Origin of the sequence: Planococcus plakortidis (genome assembly GCF_001687605.2) — a bacterium.
Taxonomy (GTDB): Bacteria; Bacillota; Bacilli; order Bacillales_A; family Planococcaceae; genus Planococcus; species Planococcus plakortidis.
Genome location: NZ_CP016539.2, coordinates 3,223,440 through 3,236,186 on the forward strand (window position 1 = coordinate 3,223,440; position 12,747 = coordinate 3,236,186).

At 48.1% G+C, this 12,747-nt stretch carries 11 protein-coding genes; 1 reads left to right on the forward strand and 10 read right to left on the reverse strand.

The genetic code is table 11. The features are described from left to right. Window positions 1–79: 79 nt before the first annotated feature. Complete coding sequence (locus BBI15_RS16020) at window positions 80–1,036, reverse strand: hypothetical protein (protein ID WP_068871115.1); 957 nt, start codon at window positions 1,034–1,036, stop codon at window positions 80–82. Window positions 1,037–1,333: 297 nt separating this feature from the next. On the opposite strand from BBI15_RS16020, the gene BBI15_RS16025 reads away from it, so the two are divergent. Further along, on the forward strand, window positions 1,334–2,083 hold the full coding sequence (locus BBI15_RS16025) for an SDR family NAD(P)-dependent oxidoreductase (RefSeq protein WP_068871117.1): 750 nt from the start codon (window positions 1,334–1,336) through the stop codon (window positions 2,081–2,083). 244 nt (window positions 2,084–2,327) lie between these two features. Here BBI15_RS16025 and BBI15_RS16030 read toward each other — a convergent pair whose 3' ends face one another. From BBI15_RS16030 to yycF, 9 genes are all read right to left on the reverse strand, one after another. Further along, complete coding sequence (locus BBI15_RS16030) at window positions 2,328–3,836, reverse strand: DUF1846 domain-containing protein (RefSeq protein WP_068871119.1); 1,509 nt, start codon at window positions 3,834–3,836, stop codon at window positions 2,328–2,330. Window positions 3,837–4,098: 262 nt separating this feature from the next. Beyond that, entirely contained in the window at window positions 4,099–4,578 is a 480-nt protein-coding gene (gene rlmH, locus BBI15_RS16035; RefSeq protein WP_068871121.1) for a 23S rRNA (pseudouridine(1915)-N(3))-methyltransferase RlmH, read from the reverse strand. Window positions 4,579–4,667: 89 nt separating this feature from the next. Continuing rightward, on the reverse strand, window positions 4,668–4,832 hold the full coding sequence (locus BBI15_RS16040) for a CxxH/CxxC protein (RefSeq protein ID WP_068871122.1): 165 nt from the start codon (window positions 4,830–4,832) through the stop codon (window positions 4,668–4,670). 315 nt (window positions 4,833–5,147) lie between these two features. After that, the gene (locus BBI15_RS16045; protein ID WP_068871124.1) at window positions 5,148–6,350 is read right to left on the reverse strand and encodes a S1C family serine protease; all 1,203 of its coding nucleotides are present in this window, start codon (window positions 6,348–6,350) and stop codon (window positions 5,148–5,150) included. A gap of 677 nt (window positions 6,351–7,027) precedes the next feature. After that, window positions 7,028–7,816, reverse strand: coding sequence for an MBL fold metallo-hydrolase (locus tag BBI15_RS16055; protein ID WP_068871128.1), 789 nt, complete (start codon window positions 7,814–7,816; stop codon window positions 7,028–7,030). Window positions 7,817–7,829: 13 nt separating this feature from the next. Next, window positions 7,830–8,633: a two-component system regulatory protein YycI gene (locus BBI15_RS16060; protein ID WP_068871130.1), complete on the reverse strand. Its 804-nt coding sequence runs from the start codon at window positions 8,631–8,633 to the stop codon at window positions 7,830–7,832. Next, complete coding sequence (locus tag BBI15_RS16065) at window positions 8,620–9,945, reverse strand: YycH family regulatory protein (RefSeq protein ID WP_237150888.1); 1,326 nt, start codon at window positions 9,943–9,945, stop codon at window positions 8,620–8,622. The genes BBI15_RS16060 and BBI15_RS16065 overlap by 14 nt, the downstream gene beginning before the upstream one ends. Next, on the reverse strand, window positions 9,936–11,762 hold the full coding sequence (gene walK, locus BBI15_RS16070) for a cell wall metabolism sensor histidine kinase WalK (protein WP_068871132.1): 1,827 nt from the start codon (window positions 11,760–11,762) through the stop codon (window positions 9,936–9,938). Before walK ends, BBI15_RS16065 begins: the two co-directional genes overlap by 10 nt. Before the next feature lie 5 nt (window positions 11,763–11,767). Next, on the reverse strand, window positions 11,768–12,475 hold the full coding sequence (yycF, locus tag BBI15_RS16075) for a response regulator YycF (RefSeq protein WP_068871134.1): 708 nt from the start codon (window positions 12,473–12,475) through the stop codon (window positions 11,768–11,770). Window positions 12,476–12,747 lie beyond the last annotated feature (272 nt).

Consider the following 12,747-nt stretch of genomic DNA (forward strand, 5'->3'; position numbering starts at 1 on the left):
TAAAGCTGTACTAAAAAAAGCATTCAAGCCAGCTCGACTGAATGCTTCTTTATTAAAGTAATGTTCCGCTCTCATCTTCTTACTCACCAATAACCATTTGAGCTATTTTTACAGTCTGCAGTTCTTCCTTCACTTTATTTATAGAGGTAATACTCTTTTTAGACTGTTCGGCCAGTTCCTCAGGAAGTTGTTGAATTTTTTCTTCAGAAACCTTTAAATCTTTTTCTAAATCTTGTTTTATATTTTCTTCAATTTCTGTGTCAACGTCATTATCTTTCCAGAATTGAACAACCTCTAAAGTGTTTCTACCAGTCTCCTGAACAGAAACTAAGATGGATTGAGCTTTATTCAATGTCGATAAAACACTTGAAGATAGTTCAAATACTTCGCGAGCTTCTGTAGTCAGATTTCGGAAGTCCTCAATTTGATAAATTAAATTTGAGTTCAACTCTTCTTCAATTAAGAGTAACTGATCCAAACTCTTATCTTTTTGATATCCTTCGAATAGTAACTCCAGCTTCTGATGGGAATCATTTATTTCCTCTTGGATGATCGTTAAGTTTTCCAAGCGGCTTAATGTATTATCCACTTCATCCAGTTTAATCTTGGCGAACTTAAGGTCATCGATATAGTTCTCTATATAGGGAATTCTAGTAAAAGTATTAACCCCTTCAACAACAGTAAATGTCGAGTTGATTATACCTGTCGATTCTCGTATAGGAGCTATACTATCTTTTAACCATTTAATGTTCTCACTGATTAAATTTATATCCTCATTATATTTCTCAAGATCGCCGATTATTTTTGGCATTTCTGTCTCGATTATTTGAATCGAGTCTTGCTTGGTCTTATTCACTTGATTTTTCATTGCATTCATCTCTGCCGAATCGTTTGAACTGTTATTAATAGCTACGTTACTAGCTGTGTAACCGACTGCACCTGAGATCAATATGGAAGAAATGATTGTGATTGGAAGCAAGTATCTTTGAAGTGGTTGTTTGGAGTTAGAATTGACTCTTTTCTTTTCAGGTTCCATTTGCTGCGGACTCCTCATCTGTGAATAGAATTTATTTCTGAAATTAGTCAGTAATTTTGATGTCTATAACAATTTTTAGTTTAATATATAATCACTGAATCAACCATCTTATTGGATAATTTTTCAAAAATATTTATTATTGTTTAAAAAAACCCTTACTATGAAGCGCCTGAACGGCTTAACTTCACAAAAAGAGGTTCTATCTTCACTGGAACCCAAATTTCCTACAGTGATCCGAATGCTATATACTGATTACAAATTCTTTATGACTTTACTATGACGTTTGGAGGAGATCAGATGATGTTCGAAAACAAAGTAGTGGTTGTTAACGGTGGAACGGATGGAATTGGTAAGGAAGTGGTTCGTCTCTTTTGCAAAGAAGGAGCAATCGTTCATTTTACGGGAAGAGACCGCGACAAAGGCGCTCAAGTAGAGACTGACTGCGACGGGAAAGCCCATTTTTACCAAGTCCATAACGAAAATCCGGAAGAAATCGAAAGCTTTTTCAAAGCACTTGAAACTGATGGACATGCTATTGATATTCTCTTCAACAATGCAGGTGTTCTGTCTATCGGAATGGGACCCTTGTCTCGCGTAAAGCTGGATGACTGGAATCAGTTGATTGCAGTCAATCAAACGGCGATTTTCCTCTATATGAAATATGCCTTAGCCGTGATGGGTAAGCAAAAACATGGAGTCGTGATCAATAATGCCGCGATCCTCGGAAACGATAAGGTCAATCCGATGCTGCCAGCTTATAGCGGGACCAAAGCGGCGGTTGTTGCGATGACGCAAAGCACAGCATTGCGCTTTGCCAATCAAGGCATCCGCGTCAATTGCATCTCCCCCGGCCCGACAGAAACCGACCTGGCCATTAAGGCATATGGCGGAAAAGAGAATTATGATAAACAATCACAGGGACACCCGAGAGGAAGTTATGGGAAACCAAGTGAGATCGCAGAAGTCGTGCTGTTCTTAGCTTCAGATAAAGCATCCTATATAAACGGTGCGGAAATCGTTGTAGATGGTGGGTATTCTTTAAAATAAATAGATTTAGGAAACAAGATAGGATTAATTTCACCATTTACTGCAGAGAGCTTTATTTTCCTGCCCGGTGAAGTAAAATTATTTTTACAGTCTTTCAAAAGCAGCGCTTGATTGATTCAGTAAATCAAAAAGGTTCATTCTTCTCATTAAAAGAAGAATGAACCTTTTCAGTAAGCGCTATAAATGAAAATACATCCGCCTCAGGCTTCTATGGAAGAAGAAAAAGGCAGGTGGTTTCTAAAGTCTAATTGTAATACAGATTTTCGGTTGGATATACCGGATCATTGGTGATGTCGATTCCAAGCTTCTTAAAGGTCTGTTCGTTTTCTCTATTCAATATGACCGTGGAATGAGCCTGTGTGTCTTTTAAATGTGGCAATTGCTTATAAGCCAGCTCTGAAGTAGGATTCGTGACCGCACTGATCGCCAGTGCAATGAGCACCTCATTGGCGCTTAATGTCGGGACGCGGCTATTCAAGTCATCGGTTTTCAAGCGTTGAATCGTTTGTAAAATCACCGGCGACAGCAAATCAATTTCATCGGAAATATTGGTCAGTTTCTTCAACCCATTCAGGATCGCGGCTGCCGAAGCATCCATCAAAGTTGTCGTCCGGCCGGTGATCATCTCGCCATTCGGCAGTTCTAGCGCAATGACGGCTTGTAAATTCGTGCTGTCAATTTGCGCTTGGACTTCTTTCGCATAATTACGCGCCGGCAATACAGGTGCCCGGTCCTCTTTCTTTAAACCGGTCTCTTCCAGAATCACTTGCATGTGGCGTACACTGTCTTCATCGGCAAGCCCTTTTTTATAGTCGTTTTCCACGACAAAACTGCGGCGAATGATTTCCTGCTTGGCAGCTTCCTGGACCACCTCATCGTCGGTAATGCCCGATTTCAGGCGATTGACCCCCATATCGGTCGGTGAGCTGTAAACCGACTCTTTGCCGGTAATCCGTTCAATAATCCGTTTGATGACAGGGAACGTCTCAATGTCACGATTGTAATTGACCGCTACTTTTCCATATGCTTCATAATGATAATTATCAATCATGTTGACGTCTTTCAAATCGACGGTAGCCGCTTCATAAGCGATGTTTACCGGGTGCTTTAACGGCAAGTTCCAGACCGGAAACGTCTCAAACTTGGCATAGCCGACTTCATTTCCCAGTTTGTTCTCGTGGTACATTTGGTTAAGGCAAGTGGCAAGCTTTCCGCTTCCCGGGCCAGGGCCCGTTACGACCACGATTGGCTTCGTCGTTTCAATATAAGGGTTCGTCGCAAATCCTTCTTCCCCAAGGACCGCGTCCACGTTTGTCGGATAGCCTTCGATTTCGCGATGGATACAGACGCTGATTCCGCTTCGCTCAAGCTTTGTCATAAATACTTTGACTGTTGGCTGCCCCTGGTAACGGGTGATCAAGACACTGTTGACAGAAATGCCATATGCCCGATATTCATCGATTAAGCGCAAGACATCTTGGTCATAAGTGATGCCGTAATCTTCACGGACTTTGTTTCGTTCGATGTCCCCAGCGTACACACAGATGATGATTTCCGCCTTTTCTTTCAATGTATGCAATAGCTTGATTTTGGCATCTTCATCAAATCCAGGCAAGACGCGCTTGGCATGTTTATCGCCTATCAATTTCCCGCCAAATTCCAAGTAAAGTTTATCGTACTGCTGCACCCGTTCCAGGATGTAGGCTGATTGTTCCTTCAAATATTTCTCCGAATCAAATCCAATTTTTTTCATTAATTTCAGTCCCGCCTTCTATGCTTCAAGTTTTCTCTTATCCAGTATATAAAAACGCATTAAGAGAAAGTACCAATAAAAATCTATCCTTTACCATTATAGATTTTTGAAAAAAAAAGTAAATCGGTCCAATTGCTTCATTGAGCGGCTTATCCTAAAAATCGCAGTGGCTTTACCAAGGATAGTTTCAATAACTATATTGCCTTTAGCATTTGGGCAAATCATGTATAAGTTAGACTTTATTTAATAGGATACGCCCCATTTACTTATGGTAAGGCTCCCCCTTCATAATCCGGAAAGCCCGATAAACCTGCTCCAGCAAGATCAACTTCATCAATTGATGCGGGAACGTCATCTTCGAAAACGACAATTTCTCATCCGCACGCTTCAACACTTCATCGTGCAGCCCAAGAGACCCGCCGATGACGAAGACTATCTTGCTGCGGCCGTAAGTCATGAGCGATTCCATGTCTTTGGCGAGTTGCTCGGAGGTCTTCATCTTGCCGTCGATCGCCAGGGCGATGACATAGGCGTCCTGCGGGATCTTGGCGAGTATTCGCTCTCCTTCTTTCTTTTTGACGATTTCCATATCCGCTTCGCTCAATTGCTCCGGCGCTTTTTCGTCCGCGACTTCAATCTCCGCAATTTTTGCATAAGCCCCTAAGCGTTTTGCATATTCTGCAATGCCCGCTTTCAAGTATTTCTCTTTCAGTTTGCCGACGGTCACAATGGAAATGTTCACAACTTATCCCCCTTTACACGAAATTTACAAACAAGTTGCCCACAGAGTTTATGCACATATCCACAGGCATTTCTACATCTTGTAGGATTTTATTTATCCGCCACAAGATACAATGCCTGTTCTTCACAGTAGTTGCACTTTGTGGATAACTTTTCGATATCTGATAATTCAGTCAGTATAGGATAGCTTTCCGTTTTTGCGACGAATTCGTCAAGCCCTTGTCCCACATGCGTTTGGCAGCAATATAACTCCATTTTTACGTCTCCTTCCGATTTCCGAATATTCCACACAGTTATACACATTTCGTTCCCTTTTATCCACAATCCATTTTAACAGATATAAAACACTGCGGATAGCGAAGCTTTTATTGGCTGTGGATTGTTGACAATCGATTTTTAACAAAAAAGTTATCCACACTCCTTTTTCCCGAACATTTGCCCCATTCCGGCTAAAAATTCGGGCTCCGAAGTGTATAATATTCAGCTGGTTTTTGTTTCTCCCTTTCACTTGCGGAAATAAAAAAAGCAGTTCCGATCGGCGCATAAAACACCTTTTGGAACTGCTCGATCCTATAATGTGGAATTGTCGGTAAGTTCAAGCTCGAATTCGAGCAATTCGCCGTTCCGGTATGCTTTTACTTGCAGCATATCGCCGATTTGCTTTTCGTTGTAAAGATGCTTGCGCAACTCGATAATGTCCCCGATTTCTTCTCCGTCCATCTCAACGATGACATCGTATTGGCGCATGCCCGCTTCATCCGCTGCAGAGGACGGCACCACCGAGCTGACAACGACGCCCGCCGTGATATCTTCCGTCAAATTCAATGTATCTTCACGGTATGTGCTCGGCACTTGCGCCAGATCAACGAGCGTGATGCCCATTGCCGGGCGCACCATTTCGCCTGTCGATTCAAGTTGGTTGATGACCGGCAGCGCCGAGTTGATCGGAATCGAGAACCCGATGCCTTCGACTTGCGAAGTGGCGATTTTCATCGAATTGATGCCGATCAATTGGCCCGCCAAATTGACGAGCGCGCCGCCGCTGTTGCCGGGATTGATCGCTGCATCCGTCTGCAAGACTTCCGCTTGCCAGTCTTCCGTTCCGTCGCCGTCCAGGTCGACCGGCACTGCCCGGTCAGTGCCTGATACAACACCACTTGTTACGGAACCCGAGAATTCAAGGCCGAGCGGGTTGCCGATCGCGATGACCGCTTCCCCGCGCTTCAGCGCATCCGAATCGCCTAGTTCCACGACGTCCTGTACTTTATCGTTGCTCATTTGGAGAACAGCCAGATCGGTCCAAATATCGCTGCCGACCACTTGCGCGTCGACTTTCGAGCCGTCCGCCAATGTCACTTCGATGCTATTGGCCCCATCGACGACGTGATGGTTCGTCACGACATATGCGGTATCGCCTTCGCTTTTATAGATGACGCCGGAACCCGTGCCGACTGCCTGTTCCTGGCTTTGCGAGAAGAAATCGCCGCCCGTCTGGAGATTCGACACGCCGACTACCGCGTCCGACGCCTCGTCGACCGCTTTCGTTACATCGGTGGTGATATCAAGTGACGCGCCTTGCTGTTCACGGTTTTGCTGCTGGATCTGGGTGCCGGAATCCGCCGAATCAGTCCCCGGCAATAAGCCCGGAGCTTGCGAAAACAATAGCCACATCAACAGCGCCCCGACCAATACGCCGAACACCCCCGCAAAGAAACTGCCCGCCCGGCTCGGCTTCGGCTGCCTGCCGTTCGGGGTTTGATTGTAATAACCCATAGCCTCCATCCTCTCCTATGTCTCTCTTTTTATCATAAGATGTACCCGCCAAAATGCAAGCAATCCTCCCTGTATGAGCACGCTAGGAGGTTGTCATTCAACTTACTTTGTACACTTTTTCACTGAGTAATTTGGCACAAGGCAGGTAGATGATGCACTCCAGCAACTTTTGCCCAATCACTGTGCTTTTTCAGCATAGAGATCTTTTTGAGCAAGCTTATAGAACCAATCCATGGTATTTCACCCTCACTCTAGCTGATGAAGATGGAAGCGGCGAATAAATGGGCGAAGTCACGCTGAGCACATTTATTTGCAACGCATCTGCATCGCAGATGTGGGAGCAACAGTTATCCGATGCCCTCGGCAGCTGACACCGCAATGTCCTGTCGCGCCAGCTGCATGACCCACATCCTGTGGGCCTGAAAGCGTCCGCTGGAATCGACAGCGTCACGAAATTTTTTATTCATTCCACTAGCTGATGGGAGTGAAAGTGGCGACTCCGGGAGGATCAGCGAGACAATTGAGACCCTGGACTGAGCGCAGCGAGGGAAGCGGCTCAATGCGAGCCCTCCGGAAAGCGTCCACTTTCACGGACATCAGCGGTTCAAAAAATCTAAAAAAACTGTCCCAGTAGTCATCTTCATGACTTCTAGAACAGTCTCTCCTCTTACATCTATTCACACCACAACCAAAGGCGTCGCCTCGGTCGGAGACGTATCGAACAAGTCGACGTAATCGCCGACGATGATGCCTTTTGTCTGCAGTGTCTGCTCGACGCTCATGCGCGCAAGGTCTTTCATATTGTTATCTTTGCTCAAATGCGACAAGTAGATGCGCGTCGGCTTCTCCGCCAGCACTTCTGACATCGCCACCGCCGCGTCTTCATTCGACACGTGCCCCACATCGCTCAGGATGCGCCGTTTGACCGACCACGGGTAGCGCCCCATCTGCAGCATGCCGATGTCGTGGTTGCTCTCAAACACATACGCATCGGACGCGCCGATGATGCCTTTCATGCGGTCGCTGACATAGCCCGTATCGGTGATCAGTGCAAGCTTCCTGCCGTTCTCATGGAACACATAGAACATCGGGTCCGCCGCATCATGCGACACTCCGAACGATTCGATGTCGAGCCCGCCGAATGATTTCACCGTCTCCATATCGAAATGAAAACGCTGGTCGGCCGGGATCTCCCCGACCAGCCCGTCCATCGCCGTCCAGGTCTTGGCATTGGCGTAAATCGGCACCTTATGCCGGCGAGCGGCAATGCCGAGCCCTTTAATATGATCGCTATGCTCATGGGTGACCAGAATGCCGTCGAGCTTGCCCATATCGCGGCCGATGGAGGCGAATAACGACTCTAGTTTCTTGCCGCTGAGCCCCGCGTCCACTAGAAACGCATGCTCGTCGTTTTCTATATAGATGGCATTGCCAGTCGAACCACTGGCCAATACACTGAAGCGCATAGTTAAAATCTCCTTACTCTGCTGTTTCCTCGTTCTGTTTGTTCAGTTCAATGACACCGTCCTTGATGGCATTGACGAAATGATCCGCTTCCTCACCGTCTGAATCCTTCACGCGGATGCGCCAGGTCGGAACGAACATCTGCCGGTTCTCCGACACCTGCACATGCGTCGAGTAGCCAAGCTCGGCTTCCACAATGCGGCTGTTGGTCTCAAGCAGGCTCTTCTGATACAAGGTATGGATTGCCTGAAGCGGCGTGATCAATTTCTTCTGTTCTTCATTTTCGATGATATTGTTGAATAAAGTCTGCTCGAATCCGATGATCACATCGTTCTCGTCCCAGAACACGGTCAACTGGCCGCCTTTGCTGTGGAATAGCGGAATGCCAGTGATCTGCTGGAAAAAGACAGCCTGGTTCTGGTCTTCATCGATTTTCCACAATGTATATTCCGAACTTTCAGGGACTTCCTCTTCAATGAATGCCTGAAGGGCTTCCTCTTTCTCGCCTTCGATGGCGACCGGTTCCTCATATGTGACTTGCAACATGCGGTCTTCCAGGACATTGACGATGCCGTCGATGTCGAGTTCGGTTTCGGCGAACGATTTCGATTCGCCCCGTACATACGGTTTATCTTCCGATGAATCCGGCAGGGCCGAATAGGTAATATTATCGCCGCGCAATTTTTCATCGATGGTCGATTCCGGAAGCAGCTCGATCCGTTCCGCTTCCGTGTAGCGGTCGATATAAAGCGAATATAAGAAAACATTCAGGATCGAAAAGACGATGATGAAAATGGTTTTTGTTTTACTCCAATCCAAGTTTCACCCCTCCTACCGATTCGTCAGATAGCCGTGTCCATTTGCCATTCGATTTATAATACCAAGCCGGTTGGAACGTAATCAAGGGTTCTTCCTCAGTCAATTCGTAGCCGATCGCCACCCCTTCGATCGTCGATAAGTCCATATCGAGCCGTGACAAAGCTTTCAGGACCGTTTCGCCGGACGCCATCTCCACCGTGCGGGTTTCTGCCACTGAATCGAGCAAATAGGTCGGTCGGCTGTAGCGGAACGCCTGCTCGACACCGTTGTACAGGCCCCACTCGACGTCAAGGCTCACGGCCGTCGTATTGCTGAAGACAGGCGAGCCGTCGAAGAACAATTGATAGCTGATTTGCTGGTTGGCCGATTTCATGCCGAAATAGACATATTGGTCGGTCCATCCGCCATGTTCGTTGACGAAATTGACCGAGTTGAAGACGAGATCGGACGGAATCGCAGGGTCGGACGTTTCTGCTTTTGGCTGGACATAATTGATGCTTTTCTGGCTTTCCAATTCGCGCATGATGGCACCCGAATCGTCCGTGAATTCCTCACTTTGCAGATCTCCCGCAAACTTAGCGGTCGGGCTGTCCATGATGGCGTCCGCAAAAGTGGAAGCCGAAGTTTCCTCTAGCAGGTAATCAAAGCTCGTTCTCTCTACCGGTCCTTCCGGCACGAATATCGGCAAGATGCCAACATCTGGGTCTGTAACATACCGGTCATATTCTTCCGATTGTTGCACATAATCGCCGCGGAAGGCCAATAGCTCCGTTTCCGCTACTTGTGCTTCATAAATCCGGCCGGAACCGGTATTGATGAAGTAAATGACGGAATCAGGGTCATCCTCTGACCCCCATTCCACGACGACGCGGTTAAAGGTCGATTCCGGCAAGTTATTGTCGGTGATGTCCATGATGACGTCGAACACCGGAAACGGCACGGCACCCGGATAATACAGCACGGTGCGCCCCGGCTCTTGTAAATATTGCTTCAGCACTTCAGGGCCTGCCTCTTCTTCGAATAGCTGGACATCGGAAATTGTCCATTGCTGGATGGTTTCCAGCATTGCCTCGATGTCGGCCCGGGAGAACGTGCCGGTCACTTTATCTTCGTGGTGATACAGCACTTTCACCGGGCGGACGACTTCATCCGCACTGCGTTTATCCCCGATCGAAACATCCACTTGTGTAGGGGTTTCAATCTCCTGGAGCGATGGGGTGAACGTCCAAATGGTGAAAGTCAGCGCCAGGCTGAGCAGGATCAGGAGAAATAAGGCAACGGATTTTACATGCTCCAAATATTTCAATCCCATTCACCTCCATCATCGATTTCATATGGCAAGGTGAAATAAATTGAAGTCCCTTTGCCGTACTGGCTTTCTGCCCAAATTTTGCCGCCGTGGGCATTGATCATTTCCTTTGAAATCGCAAGGCCCAGCCCCGTTCCGCCCATGGCGCGCGAACGCGCACGGTCGACGCGGTAGAAGCGGTCGAAAATGCGGTCGACGTTTTCTTTCGGGATGCCCATCCCTTCATCGCTGATCGAGACGAGCAATTCGCCTTCAGCCTCACGGACAGAAAAGCGGATCTTGCCGCCCTCCGGTGAATATTTCAAGGCATTGGAAATGATATTATCGATGACTTGCGTCAATTTATCGGTATCGATTTCCACGAAATACTGCGCTTTCGGCACGTTGCGTTCGAACGACACATTCTGTGATTTCGACATTTCAAAACGGTCGATGATGCGATTGAAGAAGACGCCGAATTCGACCATTTCGCGGCTCAAGTCCGCTTCGCTGGAATCCATCTTCGACAGTTTCAGCAAATCGTTGACGAGGCGGATCATCCGCTCGGTTTCGGTTTGCGTCACATTCAGGAAATTCGGCGCGAGATCCGGATCCTGCCAGGCACCATCGGCGAGCGCCTCCAAATAGCTGCGCATTGTCGTAAGCGGTGTCCGCAGTTCATGCGATACGTTCGCCACGAATTCACGGCGCTCCATATCGATCTTCTCCTGCTCCGTATTATCGTGCAGGACGGCGATCAAGCCGTTGACAAACCCGGTCTCTTTTTGGATGACCGAGAAAGTCGTCCGCAGAAGCGTCGCTTGATCTTGCGAGCTGATATCAAGCGTGATCGCATCGCGCATGTCGATCAAGTCTTCGAATGTATAGGATTCGTCCAGGCCGAGCACCGTGGTGACCGGCCGGTTGATGACTGTTTCACGTGAAACATTCAATAGATGCAAAGCCGGTTCGTTGATCAAGATGATGCGCCCTCTGCGGTCGGTCGATAGGACACCGTCTGTCATATTGGCAAGCACCGAAGCGAGTTTTCGCCGCTCGCTTTCCGTCGACTGCTGGGATTCCTGCAGCCGGTTCGTCAAATGGTTAAAGGCCCGGGCAAGCTGGCCGATTTCATCTTCGCTGTACACGCGAACTTTACGCGAGAAATTGCCTTTTGCCATCGCCTGTGCCTGCCTGCGCATATCTGCGATCGGCCGTGAGATCGTCTGCGCAACCAATACGCCAAGCACAGCCGTGATGACCAGGGAAATGGCTGTCCCAACCAGCAAAATCGAGTTGATGGTATCCATCTGGTCATAGACGTTCTCGACTTCCGCCTTGACGTACAAGGTGCCGAGCATCTCGCCTCCGACCGCCGTGATCGGCAAGGTTCGGACCCATACCCGCTCTTCAAGGCTTCCATCCACGTAAGTTTGTTCCAATGGGGTCTCCCCAATGATGGAGCGGCGGATCTGGTCGTCTGTCGAACGCTGGCCGACCAGCGACTGGTTCTCGCCGAGAGACGTCCCTAAAATCCGGTAGCGGTTGTCTACGACGCGGATTTCATTGATGTCCTGCGAATTAAAATTAGAAAGGACCGACCGCAAGCTCTGCTCGACGGTCAGATCCTCATCGGTCCGGTTGCGGATCATTTCCTCCCGTACGCTGAATTCGATGATTTCCATCCGGTCTCTAATCGAATCCTCGAAATTCCCGCGCAGCGTTCCTTCGAGCTGTTCGGAGAAATAAAGGCCGATGATCTGCATCGCCAGCAGGATCAGCAAAATATAAATCAGCACAAATTTCACATGGATCGACTTAAAAAAACTGGTTTTCAGCATTCAACTTACTCCTGTTCAGGGTTCCGCAGGTAGTAGCCGACGCCGCGACGCGTCACGATCCACGCCGGGTGACTCGGATTGTCCTCGATTTTTTCACGCAAGCGGCGAATCGTGACGTCCACTGTCCGCACATCGCCGAAATAATCATAGCCCCATACCGTCTGCAGCAAATGTTCACGTGTCATCACTTGCCCGATATGCTTCGCCAAATAATGCAAAAGCTCGAATTCGCGATGGGTCAATTCGATCGTCTCTTCGCGCTTCAACACCAAATATGCATCCGGCTGGATTGTCAACGCCCCCACCTGGATGTCGTTCGAGCCTGCGCCTTCCTCTTCTGCCGGCACGACGTTCTGGCGCCTCAGATTCGCTTTGACGCGCGCAATCAATTCACGCGTCGAAAACGGCTTCGTGACATAATCATCCGCCCCGAGCTCAAGCCCGAGCACTTTGTCGATCTCTGAGTCCTTCGCCGTCAGCATGATGATCGGAAAATCGAACTTCTTGCGCACTTCCCGGCACACTTCCATGCCATCGCGGTTCGGCAGCATGATGTCGAGCAGCATCAAGTCCGGCTGGATCTCTTCCGCCACTTTGATCGCCTCATCGCCATCATAAGCCACTACCACATTAAAGCCTTCTTTTTTCAAATTAAATTGCAGGATGTCCGCGATCGGCTTCTCATCATCCACAACCAATATCGTTTTATTCATCTATCTTCTCCCCCTCTGCGTCCCAATTGTTCCACATGTACCTAGCCGTTTTGACATTCTTTGCTATCCTTTACTTTATCATTATTTCAACCATTTCGCACCTTTGGGTGGTCCCAGCAGGGCTCAGCGGCGAACGGGTTCTAGAGGCGTAAAAGCCTGGCGATGATAGCGAGGGATTTCGTGTAGACATGTTTCTGCGTGTTAATTAAGCATCTTATTGGTCTTCGCCGCCCTGCTTTGGGTTGGCCTCCTGCCATAAGCCAGGAAGAACA

Coding starts and splice junctions, on each gene's coding strand:
- BBI15_RS16025 (WP_068871117.1), top strand. CDS start 1,334: ATGATGTTCGAAAACAAAGTAGTGGTTGTTAACGGTGGAACGGATGGA.
- BBI15_RS16055 (WP_068871128.1), bottom strand. CDS start 7,816: ATGCGCTTCAGTGTATTGGCCAGTGGTTCGACTGGCAATGCCATCTAT.
- walK (WP_068871132.1), bottom strand. CDS start 11,762: ATGCTGAAAACCAGTTTTTTTAAGTCGATCCATGTGAAATTTGTGCTG.
- yycF (WP_068871134.1), bottom strand. CDS start 12,475: ATGAATAAAACGATATTGGTTGTGGATGATGAGAAGCCGATCGCGGAC.
- BBI15_RS16045 (WP_068871124.1), bottom strand. CDS start 6,350: ATGGGTTATTACAATCAAACCCCGAACGGCAGGCAGCCGAAGCCGAGC.
- BBI15_RS16030 (WP_068871119.1), bottom strand. CDS start 3,836: ATGAAAAAAATTGGATTTGATTCGGAGAAATATTTGAAGGAACAATCA.
- BBI15_RS16040 (WP_068871122.1), bottom strand. CDS start 4,832: ATGGAGTTATATTGCTGCCAAACGCATGTGGGACAAGGGCTTGACGAA.
- BBI15_RS16020 (WP_068871115.1), bottom strand. CDS start 1,036: ATGGAACCTGAAAAGAAAAGAGTCAATTCTAACTCCAAACAACCACTT.
- BBI15_RS16065 (WP_237150888.1), bottom strand. CDS start 9,945: ATGGGATTGAAATATTTGGAGCATGTAAAATCCGTTGCCTTATTTCTC.